Below are 17309 nucleotides of genomic sequence, written 5' to 3' on the forward strand. Positions count from 1 at the left end.
AAGTCGCTGGCACATGAGATCGAACACCATGCGCCAGCGGCGTAAACTTGCATCCGGGCGGTATTGCGCTACTTTTCCTTGAACTCGGCTATGGGAAAGTTGATTTCCAGAACGAACATTTCGGTGTCCTCTGTGACGTCCATCGTTCCTTCAAGCTGCGCGACGAACGCCGCGATCAATTGCGATCCCAACCCCCCGCTATCGGCCGATGCACTTGCTTCGGTGACATGTTCGCCAAGCGAATTCGCGACGCGCAGCACCGCGTTGGCATCATCGGTTTCGCGCAGGGTGACTTCCAGCCACGGCTGCTGGCCATCTGCGGGCTTGCCAATATATTTCAATGCATTGCTTGCAGCCTCGGAAACGGCGAGGCTAAGAGGCACGGCCTGGTCGGGATAAAGGATCACACGGTCCGCGCTTTGACGGATCTCGATCCGGCTTTCCGGCAGGCTGCCCGCCGACACCACGCGGTCAACGATGGCCTTCACCAATTCGTCGGCCTGAACCCGGCCCTGAAGCGAGGTTTCGTAGAGGTTGCGGTGAACGGTCGCGAGGCTCATCACGCGACCCTGCACATCGCGCAACGCTACGCGCGCGTCGTCATTGGTGGATTTGCGGATCTTCATGTTGAGGATCGAAGCGATAAGCTGGAGATTGTTTTTGACCCGATGGTGGACTTCTTTCAGCAACACCGTCTTGTCATGGATCATATCCTCCAACTCGGCTTCGTCGCGCAAAACGCTGACGGCCAGCCGGTGCCAGGTCTCATCGATTTCGCGCAGCTCTTTTGGGGTGATAATATCCGGTCGTGGTGTCTGAATCGCGCGTGACCGCATGAACATCAGCATCCGTGCACGCAGGTTCCGAGTGGGGCGGATCACCAGCCGCTCGACCGCCACATAGGCGACGGCAAGGCTTGCCAGCCACATCAGCACCGGGAAGAGCAGCGGAATTGCCAAGCGGATCGCCCCGGCGGTGATCGAGTTCACCTTCGATGGCCAACTGCCAAGCGCGTAAATCAATCCAGGGACAACCGGCACCACGGCAAAGACGCGTTCTTCAGCCATCCGGGTGATGCCGGTAAAGCTTTGCTGGGGCTTGTCAACGAATTTCTGCAAGGGCCGTCCTGCGGGCAAACGTACCTCTACCCCGTTCATGCCGCCACTGGCCGACAGGATCTCGCCGGTGTCGTTGAACAGCACCAGGTCCAGCGGGCTGTCCTTTTTCGCGTCGTTGTCGCGAGAATGCAGGTTGCCGTGGGGCAGAGACACCGAAACATGTCCGTTATATTCACCGTTGTTCCTGATGGGGATCGACACGACGATCACCGGCACACCGCTGACAGATCCTGACGCTGACATGGTGATGCGCGGGCGGGGATCTTCCTTCATCATCAAGTACAGTTTGTTGTCGGACAGGTTCAGTTGCTGCGGCGAAGAAGAACATTCGACAATGCCGTCCGAATTGATGAAGCCCGCAAAACTGTAGGTGCTGGATGTGTCCAGATAGTTCTTCAGGACCGAAGTGCAAAGCGCAGGGTCATCACGAATCAACGGAACAAAGCTGGAGATTGCCTGCGCGGCACCAAAGGCGTTGCGCAGCAGACCTTCTTCACCGCCGGCCGCAGCGGCCGTCAGCGCAAGCAGGTTGGCTTCGGCATTACGGCGGGACTTTTCGACCACCACAGCGGTTTGCGAAACCGATATCAGACCAAGCGGCAACAACGCCGCGGCCAGCATGACACCAAACCTGAAGGCGAGGCCATCGCTCGCGCCGCGCAGTCTGCGTATCACGCCGAAAATCTGCCCGGCGGAATGATGCCATTGACGACGGCCATCGTCGCCTTGTCGGTCATTTCCATGCTGTCGTCACTGTGCAGATTCAGCAGTTCGGCCAATCTGGACCGGCCACGGTTAACACGGCTCTTGATGGTGCCGATGGCGACGCCGCAGGTTTCGGCAGCATCTTCATATGAAAAACCGGATGCGCCCACGAGGATCAGCGCCTCGCGCTGTTCGTCAGCAAGCTTGGCAAAGGCTTCTTCGAAATCGCGCATCGCGAGACGTCCGTCGTGATGTGGCTTCTCGGACAGGGTTTCGGCAAAGGACCCATCGACATCCGCGACTTCGCGGCGGCTTTTGCGACGGTCAGAATAAAAGGTGTTGCGCAGGATGGTGAACAGCCAGGCGCGCATATTCGTGCCGGGTTCGAAATGGTCGATCTTGTTCCACGCCTTGACAACCGTGTCCTGCACCAGATCATCCGCAGCAGACCCGTTTCGCGTCAAACTCAACGCAAAGGCCCGCATGGACGGGAGGTGCTGCACGATCTCATCGCGCGGGTCGGAATGCTCTTCCGAGGCTTCTAAATCGCTCATTTATTGGCTTCCTGTGCCTTAAGCTTTTCCAGCAACGCCTTGAACCTGTCCGGCACATCTTCCTCGACAGTTTTCTGGTAAACCTTGCGAAGATTTTCCTCTATCTGTTCTTCTAAGCCGGACTTTCGGTTTGGTAGAGCCATCCTATTCCCCTGCACCACTTCAATTAGGCAAAAAATTGCACATCACGGGAACCGAACGCCATAGAGGAACGTTAGGTTCCAAGAAAAACACAAGAGGTACGAAAAAATGACGGATGGTCGCTCCGCTGCGGATTTCGCGGAAACAGTTGGCAACCTGTTGCCTTACCTGCGGCGTTACGCCCGCGCATTGACGGGTAGCCAGACCACGGGGGACAACTACGCGCTCGCCACGTTGGAGGCTTTGCTGGAAGATCGGACGATCTTTGACGCGGAGCTTGACCCCAAGGTTGCGTTGTTTCGGGCCTTTCATGTCATCTGGACCAGCGCGGGCGCGCCCGTCGCAGAGGACGAAACGGCGATTGGGCGCCGCGCTCAGGCGCATATGGCCGATCTGACCCCGAACACCCGCGAGGTTTTGTTGCTTTACACGATCGAGAGCTTCTCGCATCGCGACATCGCTTCGATCATGCAGATTTCGGCAGACGAGGCCGAAGAGTTGCTGACGATCGCGCGCCGCGAGATGGAATCCAGCTTGTCGGGTCGTATTCTTGTGATCGAAGACGAGGCCGTGATCGCGCTGGATCTGCAAAGCATCATTGCGGATATGGGCCATGCCATCACCGGTGTCGGGCGGACCCGCGACGGTGCAGTCTCGCTGGCTCAGAAAGAACGCCCTGACCTTATCCTGTCGGACATCCAGCTTGCGGATGGATCTTCGGGGATTGACGCGGTGAATGACATTCTGGCCGCGGCAGGAGAGATCCCGGTGGTTTTCATCACCGCCTTCCCCGAGCGCCTGTTGACCGGCGAGCGACCGGAGCCCGCATTCGTCATCACCAAGCCTTACTCGGAAGAACAGGTGCAATCCGCGATCAGTCAGGCGATGTTCTTTGCGTCGACAGAAACGTTGAACGCCTGAGCTTTTTCACAACGGTTAAACGCGAAAGGTTCACAACGGTTAAACGCGAAAGGGCGGTCACATCGACCGCCCTTTTTCATGTGATCCAAGCCGTGCGGTCAGACCGGCGGTCGTCCTTTGACCGCGCGTACGATCATCGCAATGACGAACAGCACCACGAAGATGAAGAACAGGATCTGTGCGATACCGGCAGACGCGCCGGCGATGCCGCCAAAACCGAACAAGGCGGCGATCAGCGCAACTACAAGAAATGTCAGTGCCCAACCAAGCATAGGGGGCCTCCTTTCAGTGTGTTTTTGGTCGCGTCGTCCTGACGCGTTGTGAGAAGAAAACGCCGTTATCGGCGGTGCGGTTCCAGAGTATCTTTGGCGACCTGATCGGAACAAAATGTCTTTAAAAGCGTTTTGCGAAGTCGGGCTCGGGGCTGTCCTCGACAATGATGCACGAGGTTTGCCGACGCGTACGCGTCCGTGCTAGGAACAAGGCGCAGTGCAGGCACATGTTTCCTAAGGATGTCCAGAAAGTGATCCCGCAGTTTTCTCCTTTGGTGACGTGATGCAGCGGCTTGACGCGCGCGACCTGCAAATCTTGACGGTGCTGAGCCGGCAAGGGCGGATTACAAAGGCCGCCCTTGCCGAGGCGGTCGGACTGTCGCCCACCCCTTGCTGGGAGCGGCTGCGCAAACTGGAACGCGCTGGCCTGATCGAAGGCTACGGCGCGCAGATCAATCTGCGTAAACTTGGCCCTCATGTCTTCGTGTTTGTCGCCGTGGAACTGGCCGATCACACTGCCGCCACCTTCCGCGTGTTCGAGGATGCGTTGCACCGGTATGACGAGGTCACAGCTTGCTGGGCCTTGGGCGGCGGGTTCGACTATCTGATGCAGGTCGTCACCCGCGATATTGACGCTTATCAACGCCTGATCGACAGCATGCTGGAGGCGCGTATCGGGCTGGCGCGCTATTTCACCTATATCGTGACCAAACCGGTGAAGGGGCCAAATCCTCCGCCTCTGGCGTTGCTGGCAGGGCTGGAAGAGTAAGAGGCAGAGGAATCCTCTGCCATGATCGTCTCATGTAGGCGAATTTTCTTCCCATGCAGGTGATTTCAGCCGCAACCGCTGCCAAGCGTGGCCGATACTACAGGCAACAATCCCGGAGGTGTTGCCATGTATGACGTGAAATTGCCTGACGCTCTTGCGCTTGAGGATCCTCGCCTGCAACGCAGCTTTGCCTATGTCGATGGCAAATGGTGTGCTGCGGCATCCGGCGAGGTTGTCGAAGTGACCGATCCTGCAACGGGCCGAGTGATCGGCGAGGTTGCCAGCCTGTCCGCCACCGAAAGCGCCGGGGCGGTGGATGCGGCACAGGCCGCATTTGATGGTTGGGCGGGGCGGTTGCCGCAGGAACGGTCGGCCATCCTGCGCCGCTGGTTCGATCTGATGATTGAGCATCGCGAAGATCTGGCCCGGCTGATGGTGGCCGAACAAGGCAAACCGTTATCCGAGGCGCGCGGCGAGATCGACTATGCCGCGTCCTTCGTGGAGTTTTATGCCGAAGAGGCCAAGCGCCCGAATATCGAGGGTGTCACCAGCCATCTGCCCGATGCAGAGGTGGAATTGTGGCTGGAACCTGTCGGTGTCGTGGCGCTGATCACGCCGTGGAATTTTCCGGCTGCAATGCTGACCCGCAAGGCCGCGGCGGCGCTGGCAGCAGGCTGCACCGTTGTCGCCCATCCCAGCCACGAGACGCCGTTTTCCGCGCTGGCACTGGCGGAACTGGCTGAACGCGCGGGCCTGCCTGCGGGCGTGTTCAATGTCGTCACCGGGCGCGCCTCTACCCTCGTGCCGCCCTGGACGGATGATGCGCGCGTGCGGGCGCTGTCCTTCACCGGCTCGACCGAGGTGGGGCGGCTGCTTTACCGCGCCTCTGCCGACACGATCAAACGGCTGGTCATGGAACTGGGCGGCCACGCGCCTGTGATCGTCTTCAAGAACGCGGATCTCGATAACGCCGTGGCCGAGACGATCAAGGCGAAATTCGCGACCACCGGGCAGGACTGTCTTGGCGCAAATCGTATCTATGTGGAACGCGCCATCTATGCAGAGTTCAGCGCAAGGTTTACCGAAGCGGTGAAGGCGCTGACCATCGGGCCGGGCGCGCAGGATTGTGACCTTGGACCGCTGATGAACGAAGCCGCCATCGCCAAGCAAGAGGCGCATGTCGCGGACGCCTTGGCCAAGGGCGCGAAGCTGGTCACAGGTGGTAAACGCAATGCCCTGGGGCCGCTATTTTATGAACCTACGGTGCTGACGGATGTGCCGGACGACGCTGCCATCATGTCCGAAGAAACCTTTGGCCCGGTGGCCCCGCTGACGCCCTTCGATACCGAAGCAGAGGTTGTGGCCCGTGCCAATGCGGGCGAATTCGGTCTTGTCGCCTATGTCCACAGCCACGATCCACGCCGCATTTACCGGGTCAGCCGGGCGCTGCAATTCGGCATGGTCGCGGTCAACCGCACCAAGGTGACGGGCGCGCCGATCCCCTTCGGCGGCGTCAAGCAGTCGGGTCTGGGTCGCGAAGGGGCGCGTCGGTGCATGGAACAGTTCATGGAAATCAAATACGTCTGTCGTGACTGGGCATGACTTTTGCGGCGTCCGGACCTGGTCAGGGATTTGAACGCCGACGCTACGAAATTACGCAAAGGAACTGACAATGCTGAAGAATGATCAACTCGAAGCCTGGGACCGGGACAACTTTTTCCACCCCTCGACACATCTTGCCGAATTCGCGCGGGGCAACGCGCCGCATCGCGTCATCACCGGCGGCGAGGGCTGTCACATCACCGACCGCGAGGGCACGCGCCTGCTGGATGCGTTTGCGGGGCTCTACTGCGTGAATGTGGGCTACGGACAGCAAAAGATCGCCGAGGCGATTGCCGAGCAGGCGCGCGAATTGGCCTATTATCATGCCTATGTCGGGCACGGCACCGAGGCGTCGATTACCTTGTCCAAGATGATCCTCGATCGCGCCCCCGAACACATGTCCAAGGTCTATTTCGGGCTGTCAGGGTCGGATGCGAACGAAACCAACGTCAAGCTGATCTGGTATTACAACAATATCCTCGGCCGTCCCGAGAAGAAGAAAATCATCAGCCGCTGGCGTGGCTATCACGGGTCCGGGCTGGTGACTGGCTCGCTGACCGGGCTGGAACTGTTTCACAAGAAATTCGATCTGCCACTGGCGCAGGTGATCCATACCGAAGCGCCGTATTACTTCCGCCGCCCCAAGCATGAGATGACCGAAGAGGCATTCTCGGCCCATTGCGCGTCAGAGCTGGAAGAGCTGATCCAGGCCGAAGGACCGGACACGATTGCCGCCTTCATCGGCGAGCCGGTGCTGGGCACAGGTGGCATCGTGCCGCCGCCCGCAGGCTACTGGGAGGCCATCCAGGAAGTGCTGGACCGTCACGACATCCTGCTGGTCGCGGATGAGGTCGTCACCGGCTTCGGACGTCTGGGCAGCATGTTTGGCTCCACGCATTACGGGATGACGCCGGATCTTATCACCATCGCCAAGGGGCTGACCTCTGCCTATGCGCCGCTGTCGGGTTCTATTGTCTCTGACAAGATGTGGAAGGTGTTGGAGCAGGGCACGGATGAAAACGGCCCCATCGGGCATGGCTGGACCTATTCCGCGCATCCCATTGGCGCGGCTGCGGGCGTGGCCAACCTGAAGCTGCTGGACGAGCAGAACCTGATCGAGAATGCCGGCACGGTGGGTGCCTATCTCAACAAGGTCATGGCCGAGGCCGTGGGCGAACATGCCAATGTCGGTGAGGTTCGGGGCGAAGGCATGCTATGCGCTGTGGAATTCGTCAAGGACCGCGAGGCGCGCGAATTTTTCGACCCGTCCGCCAAGGTTGGGCCAAGCATCGCTGCCGCGCTTCTGGAACGCGGCGTGATCGGGCGCGCGATGCCGCAGGGCGACATTCTGGGGCTGGCACCGCCGTTCTGCCTGACTGAAGATCAGGCGGACGAGATCGCGTCCAAGACGGCCGAGGCCGTGGCGCAGGTTCTGGGCTGACACTTTGCGTTTGGGGCGGCACCTGTTTTCGGCATTCAATGGCTGGAACGCAGGCAAGTGCCGCCAGACCGCGGGTCTAGTCTCGGGCGGACCATAACGGCCTCGCATCGACCGGTACAGCAAACGGGGCAGGCCCAACGCTCTGTTCAGATGGTCCGCAAAAGCGACGGGGCAGGTCGATGGACCTGCCCCGTTTTGTGATCGCGCATCACGATGTGTGGCTTTACTCGGCCTCGTCCATTGTCGAAGCGTTGAGTTGCGCGTATTTCTCTTCGCCGATTTTGGTCATCAGATCGAGCTGTGTTTCCAGGAAGTCGACATGGCCTTCTTCGTCGGTGAGAAGTTCTTCGAAGATGTTTTTGGAGACGAAATCACCCACGGACTCGCAATATTTGCGGGCTTCCTTGTACATCGCGACAGAGTCAAGCTCTGCGGCCAGGTCGCATTCCAGTGTTTCCTTGGCGGTCTCGCCAATGCGCAGCGGATCCAGCTTTTGCAGATTCGGATGACCACCCAGAAACAGGATGCGCGCAATCAATTTGTCCGCGTGGTGCATTTCCTCGATGCTTTCCTCGCGGCTTTTCTTGGCCATATGACCCAAGCCCCAGTCCTCTTGCAGACGGTAATGCAGCCAGTATTGGCTGACCGCTGTCAGTTCGGCCCGAAGAGCGTCGTTCAGATATTGGATGACTTTGCTGTCGCCTTGCATGCTTGGTTTTCCTCTGTTTCTCCGGCGCGCAGGCGGCGGAGGTTCATGGGGACTTCCAGATTATCGTTCTTGCGCATCGTCCCAAGAAACAGCGACATGCAGCCGCCACAGTCGGGGGATTTGCCCAATGCGCGATAGACCTTACCCGGAGTGATCAGTGTAGTCTCATCCGCCGCGCGCATCCAGTCAATGGCTACATCAATGTCTTGGTTGGTGATGTTCTGACAATGGCAGACGATCATGCGGCGCTCCTTTCAGTGCAAGGTTTCGGCAGGTTGGCGATGAATGGATGTGGGAACATGACGCGCCATCCTGCGCAGCGCGAGGCCAAGCGATTGGGCAAGTTCGACGATAGAGGGCGCAACGTCCGGCCGAACCAGCAAGGTCGCCATCAACATCGCGTCTTCGCGGGCACCTTCAGTGGCCGCGCCGACAAAATTGGCGAAACACGCCTCGTCCGCGCCAAGACATTTGCAGGTAACATGGTGCCGCATCAACGGTCGGCGGCCGTGATCGGCGCAAAGCTGGCACAGTTCTTCCAGGTTGCGCAGCGCCGAGCGGCCATGATGTGCGCCCAGGCTTGCTGAAAAGTCGTTCCAGACCTGCTGCTGTGCCTCGGCACCGTCGCACCAGAGCCGCAGATAAAGGACGGCCCCAGCCTCGATCGGGCCAAGTTCCGTGAGGTAGCCGACGGGCGCGCCGCCGCGATTATGTGCTGTCTGGGTCATTTGGTCAGGATCAACTTGCCGGCCTTCGTGATGCGAAGACGATAGATCTGGTCGCCAAGGACGATTTCCGCAAGATCGCCGCCACTGGTCAGATCCGTCGCTTCATAGCGGGGCAGGGCAGGGACCGCGGCACTTGGTGTTCTGTTCGGGATCTCGGCTGTCATCTCACGGCCTCCACCCGGTCCGTGAAATGGTCGAGCAACCATTCAAAGCTGACCCCGCCCGATACCCTGTTGATTTCGGCCAGGCTCCATAGCTCTGACCGGCAGGCGGGGGGTTCGGTGCTTTGAGCGTGTTCATAGGCGGGTTCGTCGTAGGATTTCTGCATTGGGATACCTCCACATGATGTGGTCGGGCTTCCCCGGATGCAGGTGGGGTGGCTGGACACCCATTAGGTGACTTATTTAGTCGGATATGTCAATCCGACTCTTTCTGTCGTGTATTAAATTGCTTTGTCGGTCCCGGCCGCAGATCTTATGGACCTGCGCAGACTGTCGAAAGGTCGGTAAGACAGATCATAATGGCCGAACATGCGTGCGGCCAAACAAGCTGGGCGCTCCGTGGTGCTGTCCTGCCGGACGGACACATGGGGTTCTGCAATCCAGTCCCGCAGGAACAGGTCAAAAGGGAATGTCGTCCGCCGCCGAGATATAGCTGGCCACGACCTTCTTGGTCCCGGCTTTCTCGAATGCGATCTCCAGCTTGTCGCCTTCGATCCCGATGATGCTGCCATAGCCGAATTTCTGGTGAAACACGCGCTCGCCGGTCTCGAAACGCGACACGGCTTGCAGGTCGATCACGGTATTTCGGGTCTCGCGCGGTTGGCTGACAGGTCGCTGCGCAGTGCGTTCCTGCAAGCGTCGCCATCCCGGCGAGTTGTAGACATTGGCATCGGCGGCACGCTGTTCGATGCCCGGCGATCCGCCCATACCCGCAGCGCCGTAGCCGCCACCATAAAGGCCCGGCGGGGTCAGCACATCGACATGCTCCTCGGGCAATTCGTCGATGAAGCGCGAGGGCAGGGCCGATTGCCACTGGCCGAAGACACGGCGATTCGCGGCAAAGGAAATGGTGCAGATTTCCTCGGCCCTCGTGATGCCGACATAGGCCAGCCGCCGCTCTTCCTCGAGGCCCTTAACGCCACTTTCATCCATGGATCGTTGCGAGGGAAACAGCCCGTCCTCCCATCCCGGCAGGAAAATGGCAGGGAATTCCAACCCCTTGGCCGCGTGCAGCGTCATGATGCTGACCTTGGCACCGCCATCGTCGGTTTCATTGTCCATGATCAGGCTGACATGTTCGAGAAACCCTTGCAGGTTGTCGAAATTCTCCAGCGCCTTGACCAGTTCCTTGAGGTTTTCCAGCCGGCCCGGTGCCTCTGGCGTCTTGTCGTTCTGCCACATGCCGGTATAGCCGGATTCGTCGAGGATGATCTCGGCCAGTTCCATATGGGTGACGTCGTCGTCGCCCGCCATCCGGCCCCAACGCGCCAGATCCACGACAAGCTTGCCCAGTTCCTTGGCGCCCTTGCCCTTCAGCAAACCCTGTTCGATGGCCAGCGCGGCCCCGTCGATCAGGGACACGCCATTGGCGCGGGCCGTGGTCTGGATCACCTGCTGGGCCTTGTCGCCCAGCCCGCGTTTGGGCGTGTTGACGATGCGTTCGAAGGCCAGATCATCATCCGGGCTGACCACACAGCGGAAATAGGCCATGGCATCGCGGATCTCCAACCGCTCGTAAAAGCGCGGGCCGCCGATCACGCGGTAGGGCAGACCGATGGTCAGGAACCGGTCCTCAAACGCCCGCATCTGGTGCGAGGCGCGGACAAGGATTGCCATCTCGTCCAACCCAAACGTGTTTGGAATGGGGCTGTTTCCAACGCCTCCTGGCGAAAGTGCCTCGCTTCGGCGAAGATTTATCTGATGAATATCACCCTGAGGATTTTCAGATATCTTTCCGCCCTTGGCAAGACGCTCCGATTCTTGTTGAGGCGTTACAGATCGCGTGTTCTTGCGACCAATCGCCAGTCGTGATGTCCCTGAACTTAGAGCCTCGATTTCCTCACCGATCCAGCGGGCCTCTTCCTCGCCATCCCAATGGCCGATCAGGCGGACCTTTTCGCCGTCCTGTGCCTCGGTCCACAGGGTCTTGCCCAGACGTCCGGTATTGCCGTCGATCACGCCGGATGCGGCGGCAAGGATATGCGGGGTAGAGCGGTAATTCTGTTCCAGCCGGACGACATGCGCGCCGGGAAAGTCCTTTTCGAACCGCAGGATATTGCCCACCTCGGCACCGCGCCAGCCATAGATCGACTGATCGTCGTCACCCACGCAGCAGATGTTTTTATGCGACGCCGCCAGCAGCCGCAGCCACATATATTGCGCGACGTTGGTATCCTGATATTCGTCCACAAGGATGTATTTGAACCAGCGTTGATACTGTTCCAGCACGTCTGGATGCGCCTGAAAGATTGTCACGACATGCAGCAGCAGATCACCGAAATCGACCGCGTTCAACTCTCGCAAGCGGGCCTGATATTGGGCGTATAGTTCCGCGCCGCGCTGGTTGTAGGCACCGGCATCGGCGGCGGGCACCTTGGAAGGCGTCAGCGCGCGGTTTTTCCAACCGTCGATGATGCCTGCCAACTGTCGCGCGGGCCAGCGCTTGTCGTCGATGTTGGCGGCGCGGATCAGTTGCTTCAACAGCCGGATCTGGTCGTCGGTGTCCAGGATGGTGAAGTTGGATTTCAACCCGGCCAGTTCGGCATGGCGGCGCAACAGCTTGACGCAGACAGAATGAAACGTGCCAAGCCATGGCATGCCCTCGATCGTTTGTCCCAACATGCCGCCGACGCGATTTTTCATCTCGCGCGCGGCCTTGTTGGTGAAGGTCACGGCGAGGATCTCGTTCGGGCGGGCGCGGCCGGTGTTGAGCAGATGCACGATGCGGGCGGTCAGCGCCTTGGTCTTGCCTGTGCCGGCCCCTGCCAGCATCAAAACGGGGCCATCCAGTGCCTCGACCGCCGCGCGCTGCGCGGGGTTCAGCCCGTCCAGATAGGGGGTGGGCCGCGCAGCCATGGCGCGCGCGGAAAGTGATGCGCCTTCAAAGGCGTCCATTTCGTCGAAACTGCTCATGCGCCAAACCTAGTCGAGGATATGACGAAAGGGAAGGCTCGTTCCTGCTATGTTCGCGGCGCTTTTGCGGGAAATTTCCGGCTTTGATGCTCTGCCGACCCGTGACCTGCTGGACAAGACGCGGCTTCCGTCGCACATAAGCGGCATGGATCTTCACGCTCGCTTTCCGGCAATTGCCGACCTGAAGGACCGCGCGCAGCGGCGAGTGCCGCATTTCGCATGGGAATATCTGGCCAGCGCAACCGGAACCGAAGCCACAAGGGCGCGCAACCGGGCCAAGCTGGATGATGTCCTTTTCATGCCCTCGATTCTTCATGGCGAATTCGTGCCTGACCTGTCCACGAAGCTGTTTGGGCACACCTATCCGTTGCCGTTCGGTGTCAGCCCGGTGGGCATGTCCGGGCTGCTTTGGCCGGATGCGGAACGCAGGCTGGCGACGGCGGCAACGCGTGCAGGACTGCCCTACAGCCTGTCGACCGTCGCCACCCGCACGCCAGAGGATCTGGCACCGCATATCGACGGCAATGGCTGGTTCCAGATGTATCCGCCGCGCGACGAGGCCGTGCGGACCGACATGCTGCGCCGCGCCAAAGATGCGGGCTTTTCGGTTCTGGTGCTGACTGTCGATGTGCCGGTGGCAAGTCGCCGCGAGCGGCAGTTGCGCTCTGGTCTGACCTCACCACCACGCCTGACGCCGCGCGTTCTGGCACAGGTGGCGCGCTGCCCGGCTTGGGCCTTGGGCACCTTGCAGCAGGGCATGCCGAGGATGCGTCTGATTGATGATTACGCCGCCAAGGTGACCGGCCTCAGCAGCACTCAACATGCAGGCTATCTGCTGCGGACGTCGCCGGGATGGGATTATTTGCGGTGGCTGCGCGATGGCTGGGACGGGCCGTTTGTGGTCAAGGGCGTGATGCGCGCCGACGACGCCGAACGGCTGGAGGCAGCGGGCGTCGACGCGCTTTGGGTGTCCAACCATGCCGGGCGCCAGTTCGACGCCGCCCCGGCCAGCATCGAAGTGCTGCCGGAAATCCGCGCCGCGACCAACCTGCCATTGATCTTCGACAGCGGTATCGAGGGCGGTCTGGACATCCTGCGCGCCGTGGCGCTGGGGGCCGATTTCGTAATGATGGGAGGTGCCTGGCATGTCGCGCTTGCGGCATTGGGCGATGATGGGCCTCCGCATCTGATTGACATGCTGACCCGCGATATGGCCGCCAATATGGGGCAAATCGGGGCTAAGAACCTCGCGGACCTTTCAAATTGCTTACGTTAGCGTGACCAGAACCATCAATGCTGCATGTGCAAAAAACTGCTCGCATCTTTGTAATCTGCCGCTACTGTAAGCGCCTAAAATGACATGCCGAACGGACTTTAAGTACAGGACAACGCCACGATGACAGATTTCAACAAGATCCTCATTGCCAATCGCGGAGAAATTGCCATCCGTATCATGCGCGCCGCCAACGAGATGGGCAAGCGCACGGTGGCGGTCTATGCCGAAGAGGACAAGCTGGGTTTGCACCGTTTCAAGGCGGACGAGGCTTACCGCATCGGCGAAGGGATGGGGCCGGTGGCCGCCTATCTCAGCATTGAAGAGATCATCCGCGTGGCGAAGGAATGCGGCGCTGACGCGATTCATCCCGGTTATGGGTTGTTGTCGGAGAACCCGGATTTCGTGGATGCCTGCACCGAGAACGGCATCACCTTCATCGGGCCCAAGGCGAAAACCATGCGTGCCCTGGGCGACAAGGCCAGCGCCCGCAAAGTGGCAATAGAGGCCGGGGTTCCGGTCATCCCCGCGACCGAGGTTCTGGGCGACGATTTCGACGCCATTGCGAAAGAGGCCGAAGCGATCGGCTATCCGCTGATGCTGAAGGCCAGTTGGGGCGGGGGCGGTCGCGGTATGCGTCCGATCAACGGCCCTGACGAGTTGAAGGAAAAGGTCTTGGAAGGGCGCCGCGAGGCCGAGGCGGCCTTTGGCAATGGCGAAGGCTATCTGGAAAAGATGATCATCCGCGCCCGCCATGTCGAGGTGCAGATCCTGGGCGACAGCCACGGCAATATCTACCACCTGTATGAACGCGATTGTTCGGTCCAGCGCCGCAATCAGAAGGTCGTGGAGCGCGCACCCGCACCTTACCTGTCCGAGGCGCAGCGCGAAGAGATTTGCGAGCTTGGCCGCAAAATCTGCGCGCATGTGAATTACGAATGTGCGGGGACGGTCGAATTCCTGATGGATATGGACACCGGCAAGTTCTACTTCATCGAGGTAAATCCCCGCGTGCAGGTTGAACACACCGTCACCGAGGAAGTCACCGGAATCGACATCGTTCAGGCGCAGGTCCTGATTGCCGAGGGCAAATCGCTTGCCGAGGCAACTGGCAAGGCCAGTCAGTATGACATTCGGCTCAACGGTCATGCGCTGCAAACCCGGATCACCACCGAGGATCCGCAGAACAATTTCATCCCCGATTACGGACGGATCGTTGCTTACCGCGTTGCCACCGGTAACGGTGTGCGGCTGGATGGCGGTACGGCCTATTCCGGCGCGGTCATCACGCGGTTTTATGACAGTTTGTTGGAAAAGGTGACGACCTGGGCACAGACGCCGGAAAAGGCGATTTCGCGCATGGACCGTGCCTTGCGTGAATTCCGTATCCGGGGCGTCAGCACCAATATCGCCTTTGTCGAAAACCTGCTGAAGCATCCGACGTTCCTGAACAACCAGTATCACACCAAGTTCATCGACGAGACGCCCGAGCTGTTCGAATTCTCCAAACGGCGCGACCGGGGCACTAAGGTGCTGACCTATATCGCCGACATTTCGGTGAACGGCCATCCCGAGACGGCAGGCCGTGTGCTGCCTGCCTCGGACCTTAAACCGGCGCGTGCTCCGCAAGTGCGTGGTGAGCCTGTGCCGGGCACGCGGAACCTGCTGGAAGAAAAAGGCCCGCAGGCCGTGGCCGACTGGATGGCGGCGCAAAAGCAGGTGCTGATCACCGACACCACCATGCGCGACGGCCACCAGTCGTTGCTGGCCACGCGGATGCGCTCGATCGACATGATCAATGTCGCACCTGCCTATGCGGCCAACCTGCCGCAATTGTTCAGTGTCGAATGCTGGGGCGGTGCCACATTCGACGTGGCCTACCGCTTTTTGCAGGAATGCCCGTGGCAGCGGTTGCGCGATCTGCGCGCGCGTATGCCCAACCTGATGACGCAAATGCTGCTGCGTGCCTCGAACGGGGTGGGCTACACCAATTATCCCGACAATGTGGTGCAGAGTTTTGTCAAACAGGCAGCGGAAACCGGCGTCGACGTGTTCCGCGTCTTCGACAGCCTGAACTGGGTCGAGAACATGCGCGTCGCGATGGACGCGGTTCTGGACAGCGACAAGGTGTGCGAAGGCACGATCTGCTATACCGGCGACATCAACGACCCGGATCGCGCCAAGTATGACCTGAAATACTATGTCGCCATGGGCAAGGAGCTGAAGGCCGCGGGCGCGCATGTGCTGGGGCTGAAGGACATGGCAGGGCTGTTGAAGCCCGCCGCAGCCGGGCCGCTGATCACCGCGCTCAAGGAAGAGGTGGGCCTGCCGATCCATTTCCACACCCATGACACCAGCGGTGCCGCGATCGCCACCGTAATGGCCGCGGCGCAGGCCGGGGTGGATGCGGTGGACGCGGCCATGGACGCGCTGTCTGGCAATACCAGCCAGCCAACGCTCGGCTCTGTGATCGAGGCCTTGCGCTGGACTGAGCGCGACACCGGGCTGGACATTGGCGCGGTGCGCGAAATCTCCAACTACTGGGAGGCCGTGCGCGGCAAATACGCGGCCTTTGAAAGCAGTCTTCAGGCCCCCGCATCCGAGGTCTACCTGCACGAGATGCCCGGCGGCCAGTTCACCAATCTCAAGGCGCAGGCCCGCAGCCTGGGGCTGGAGGAACGCTGGCATGAGGTCGCCCAGACCTATGCCGATGTGAACCGGATGTTCGGCGATATCGTGAAGGTGACGCCGTCCTCGAAAGTGGTGGGCGACATGGCATTGATGATGGTCAGTCAGAACCTGACCCGCGCCGAGGTCGAGGATCCCAAGACCGATGTGGCCTTCCCGGATTCGGTGATCGACATGATGCGCGGCAACCTCGGCCAGCCTCCGGGCGGTTTCCCGGACGGTATCCTCAAGAAGATCCTGAAAGGCGAAAAGCCCAACACAGAGCGTCCCGGCAAACATCTTGTGCCCGTTGATCTGGACGCCAAGCGCAAGGAGCTTTCGGATCTTCTTGATGGGGCAGAGGTGGATGATGAGGATCTGAACGGCTATCTCATGTATCCCAAGGTGTTTCTGGACTACATGGCGCGCCACCAGACCTATGGTCCGGTGCGGTCATTGCCGACGCGGACGTTCTTCTACGGGATGGAGCCGGGCGAAGAAATCTCGGCCGAGATCGATCCCGGCAAGACTATGGAGATCCGCCTTCAGACCCTGGGCGAGACCGACGAAAACGGCGAAGTCAGGGTGTTCTTCGAACTGAACGGCCAACCCCGCGTGATCCGCGTGCCGGACCGCAAGTCCAAGGCCAGCACCGCTGCACGGTCCAAGGCGGAACTGGGCAATGCCAACCATGTCGGAGCCCCGATGCCCGGTGTCGTGGCCTCTGTCGTGGCGCAGGCCGGACGTCCCGTGAAGCAGGGCGACCTGCTGCTGACGATCGAGGCGATGAAGATGGAAACCGGCATCCATGCAGAGCGTGACGCGGTGGTTGCGGCCGTGCATGTCCAACCCGGTGCCCAGATTGATGCCAAGGATCTGCTGGTCGAATACGAAGCCTAGGAAATTCGTCGCCCCGGAACCTTGCCGAACCGGGGCGACGACACAAGTTTACGCGTGTTTGGCAATGCGTGACCCATCGGGCGGTGTCGAAGGGGTGAAGCTGATCCGCGCCAAACACAGGCGCTCGGCGCGGTCGTGACGTTGAGTGCCGCCCGAGGTCAAAGCGGGGCTGGTATCGGCTGGCACTGCATCGCCCCCGGCGAGCCAATGCAAAACGCATTCGTGGAAAGCGGCAATGACCGTCTGCGAGATGCGTGTCTGAATGGGCATATCTTCGGCAACTTTGTCCAAGCCCGAAAGATCGTGAGGCATTGGTCAAATCTGTTTATCAGCGAATATCATGGGAGAGTGGCGGAAGAATTCGCGAAGGGCAGT

The 17309-nt window shown here is 60.1% G+C and carries 16 protein-coding genes and 1 pseudogene; 7 read left to right on the forward strand and 10 right to left on the reverse strand.

Going from position 1 to position 17309, the window contains the following annotated elements; genetic code table 11:
- Nucleotides 1-68: 68 nt before the first annotated feature.
- From DMZ65_RS13355 to DMZ65_RS13365, 3 genes are read right to left on the reverse strand one after another with little or no spacing between them, the layout of a single operon-like run.
- Nucleotides 69-1793 carry a histidine kinase dimerization/phosphoacceptor domain -containing protein gene (locus DMZ65_RS13355; protein ID WP_116599384.1) on the reverse strand — a complete coding sequence of 575 codons (1725 nt, stop codon included), beginning with the start codon at nucleotides 1791-1793 and terminating at the stop codon, nucleotides 69-71.
- A complete protein-coding gene (locus tag DMZ65_RS13360; protein WP_116599385.1) occupies nucleotides 1790-2377 on the reverse strand; it encodes an RNA polymerase sigma factor in 588 nt (195 codons plus the stop codon). Before DMZ65_RS13360 ends, DMZ65_RS13355 begins: the two co-directional genes overlap by 4 nt.
- On the reverse strand, nucleotides 2374-2520 hold the full coding sequence (locus DMZ65_RS13365) for a NepR family anti-sigma factor (RefSeq protein WP_116599386.1): 147 nt from the start codon (nucleotides 2518-2520) through the stop codon (nucleotides 2374-2376). The genes DMZ65_RS13360 and DMZ65_RS13365 overlap by 4 nt, the downstream gene beginning before the upstream one ends.
- Nucleotides 2521-2626: 106 nt before the next feature.
- Here DMZ65_RS13365 and DMZ65_RS13370 point away from each other — a divergent pair, with 106 nt between their 5' ends.
- Nucleotides 2627-3439: a response regulator gene (locus tag DMZ65_RS13370; protein ID WP_116599387.1), complete on the forward strand. Its 813-nt coding sequence runs from the start codon at nucleotides 2627-2629 to the stop codon at nucleotides 3437-3439.
- A 98-nt stretch (nucleotides 3440-3537) separates the two neighbouring features.
- Here DMZ65_RS13370 and DMZ65_RS13375 read toward each other — a convergent pair whose 3' ends face one another.
- Nucleotides 3538-3711 carry a DUF1328 domain-containing protein gene (locus DMZ65_RS13375; RefSeq protein ID WP_116599388.1) on the reverse strand — a complete coding sequence of 58 codons (174 nt, stop codon included), beginning with the start codon at nucleotides 3709-3711 and terminating at the stop codon, nucleotides 3538-3540.
- Nucleotides 3712-3994: 283 nt separating this feature from the next.
- Between DMZ65_RS13375 and DMZ65_RS13380 the strand changes: the two genes are divergently transcribed.
- The 3 genes from DMZ65_RS13380 (at nucleotide 3995) to DMZ65_RS13390 (ending at nucleotide 7523) form a co-directional block, all read left to right on the forward strand.
- Nucleotides 3995-4480: an Lrp/AsnC family transcriptional regulator gene (locus DMZ65_RS13380; protein WP_116599389.1), complete on the forward strand. Its 486-nt coding sequence runs from the start codon at nucleotides 3995-3997 to the stop codon at nucleotides 4478-4480.
- Between the two features lie 126 nt (nucleotides 4481-4606).
- Nucleotides 4607-6082 (forward strand): NAD-dependent succinate-semialdehyde dehydrogenase, encoded by a 1476-nt coding sequence (locus tag DMZ65_RS13385; RefSeq protein WP_116599390.1) that lies wholly within the window; start codon nucleotides 4607-4609, stop codon nucleotides 6080-6082.
- A 70-nt stretch (nucleotides 6083-6152) separates the two neighbouring features.
- The gene (locus DMZ65_RS13390; RefSeq protein ID WP_116599391.1) at nucleotides 6153-7523 is read left to right on the forward strand and encodes an aspartate aminotransferase family protein; all 1371 of its coding nucleotides are present in this window, start codon (nucleotides 6153-6155) and stop codon (nucleotides 7521-7523) included.
- Nucleotides 7524-7746: 223 nt separating this feature from the next.
- Here DMZ65_RS13390 and bfr read toward each other — a convergent pair whose 3' ends face one another.
- The 6 genes from bfr to DMZ65_RS13415 all read right to left on the reverse strand — a co-directional run bounded on the left by bfr (nucleotide 7747) and on the right by DMZ65_RS13415 (nucleotide 12094).
- Nucleotides 7747-8232, reverse strand: coding sequence for a bacterioferritin (gene bfr, locus DMZ65_RS13395; RefSeq protein WP_116599392.1), 486 nt, complete (start codon nucleotides 8230-8232; stop codon nucleotides 7747-7749).
- On the reverse strand, nucleotides 8199-8474 hold the full coding sequence (locus DMZ65_RS13400; RefSeq protein ID WP_116599393.1) for a (2Fe-2S)-binding protein: 276 nt from the start codon (nucleotides 8472-8474) through the stop codon (nucleotides 8199-8201). Before DMZ65_RS13400 ends, bfr begins: the two co-directional genes overlap by 34 nt.
- 12 nt (nucleotides 8475-8486) lie before the next feature.
- Nucleotides 8487-8960, reverse strand: coding sequence for a hypothetical protein (locus tag DMZ65_RS13405; RefSeq protein ID WP_116599394.1), 474 nt, complete (start codon nucleotides 8958-8960; stop codon nucleotides 8487-8489).
- Nucleotides 8957-9124 (reverse strand): hemin uptake protein HemP, encoded by a 168-nt coding sequence (gene hemP / locus DMZ65_RS13410; protein ID WP_116599395.1) that lies wholly within the window; start codon nucleotides 9122-9124, stop codon nucleotides 8957-8959. Before hemP ends, DMZ65_RS13405 begins: the two co-directional genes overlap by 4 nt.
- Nucleotides 9121-9288 carry a hypothetical protein gene (locus DMZ65_RS19500; protein WP_157960629.1) on the reverse strand — a complete coding sequence of 56 codons (168 nt, stop codon included), beginning with the start codon at nucleotides 9286-9288 and terminating at the stop codon, nucleotides 9121-9123. Before DMZ65_RS19500 ends, hemP begins: the two co-directional genes overlap by 4 nt.
- A 292-nt stretch (nucleotides 9289-9580) precedes the next feature.
- Entirely contained in the window at nucleotides 9581-12094 is a 2514-nt protein-coding gene (locus tag DMZ65_RS13415) for an ATP-dependent helicase (protein WP_116599396.1), read from the reverse strand.
- A 145-nt stretch (nucleotides 12095-12239) separates the two neighbouring features.
- Between DMZ65_RS13415 and DMZ65_RS13420 the strand changes: the two genes are divergently transcribed.
- The 3 genes and pseudogenes from DMZ65_RS13420 to DMZ65_RS20145 form a co-directional block, all read left to right on the forward strand.
- Nucleotides 12240-13370: an alpha-hydroxy acid oxidase gene (locus tag DMZ65_RS13420; RefSeq protein ID WP_198662700.1), complete on the forward strand. Its 1131-nt coding sequence runs from the start codon at nucleotides 12240-12242 to the stop codon at nucleotides 13368-13370.
- A 120-nt stretch (nucleotides 13371-13490) separates the two neighbouring features.
- On the forward strand, nucleotides 13491-16934 hold the full coding sequence (locus DMZ65_RS13425; RefSeq protein ID WP_116599397.1) for a pyruvate carboxylase: 3444 nt from the start codon (nucleotides 13491-13493) through the stop codon (nucleotides 16932-16934).
- A gap of 207 nt (nucleotides 16935-17141) precedes the next feature.
- A pseudogene (locus DMZ65_RS20145) lies at nucleotides 17142-17192 on the forward strand (hypothetical protein); the annotation flags it as partial.
- Nucleotides 17193-17309 lie beyond the last annotated feature (117 nt).

Origin of the sequence: Primorskyibacter marinus, from assembly GCF_003313245.1 — a bacterium.
GTDB classification, from domain to species: domain Bacteria; phylum Pseudomonadota; class Alphaproteobacteria; order Rhodobacterales; family Rhodobacteraceae; genus Primorskyibacter; species Primorskyibacter marinus.

Coding starts and splice junctions, on each gene's coding strand:
- DMZ65_RS13425 (WP_116599397.1), top strand. CDS start 13,491: ATGACAGATTTCAACAAGATCCTCATTGCCAATCGCGGAGAAATTGCC.
- DMZ65_RS13405 (WP_116599394.1), bottom strand. CDS start 8,960: ATGACCCAGACAGCACATAATCGCGGCGGCGCGCCCGTCGGCTACCTC.
- DMZ65_RS13375 (WP_116599388.1), bottom strand. CDS start 3,711: ATGCTTGGTTGGGCACTGACATTTCTTGTAGTTGCGCTGATCGCCGCC.
- DMZ65_RS13380 (WP_116599389.1), top strand. CDS start 3,995: ATGCAGCGGCTTGACGCGCGCGACCTGCAAATCTTGACGGTGCTGAGC.
- DMZ65_RS13400 (WP_116599393.1), bottom strand. CDS start 8,474: ATGATCGTCTGCCATTGTCAGAACATCACCAACCAAGACATTGATGTA.
- DMZ65_RS13370 (WP_116599387.1), top strand. CDS start 2,627: ATGACGGATGGTCGCTCCGCTGCGGATTTCGCGGAAACAGTTGGCAAC.
- DMZ65_RS13415 (WP_116599396.1), bottom strand. CDS start 12,094: ATGAGCAGTTTCGACGAAATGGACGCCTTTGAAGGCGCATCACTTTCC.
- DMZ65_RS19500 (WP_157960629.1), bottom strand. CDS start 9,288: ATGCAGAAATCCTACGACGAACCCGCCTATGAACACGCTCAAAGCACC.
- DMZ65_RS13360 (WP_116599385.1), bottom strand. CDS start 2,377: ATGAGCGATTTAGAAGCCTCGGAAGAGCATTCCGACCCGCGCGATGAG.
- DMZ65_RS13385 (WP_116599390.1), top strand. CDS start 4,607: ATGTATGACGTGAAATTGCCTGACGCTCTTGCGCTTGAGGATCCTCGC.
- bfr (WP_116599392.1), bottom strand. CDS start 8,232: ATGCAAGGCGACAGCAAAGTCATCCAATATCTGAACGACGCTCTTCGG.
- DMZ65_RS13420 (WP_198662700.1), top strand. CDS start 12,240: ATGGATCTTCACGCTCGCTTTCCGGCAATTGCCGACCTGAAGGACCGC.
- hemP (WP_116599395.1), bottom strand. CDS start 9,124: ATGACAGCCGAGATCCCGAACAGAACACCAAGTGCCGCGGTCCCTGCC.
- DMZ65_RS13390 (WP_116599391.1), top strand. CDS start 6,153: ATGCTGAAGAATGATCAACTCGAAGCCTGGGACCGGGACAACTTTTTC.
- DMZ65_RS13365 (WP_116599386.1), bottom strand. CDS start 2,520: ATGGCTCTACCAAACCGAAAGTCCGGCTTAGAAGAACAGATAGAGGAA.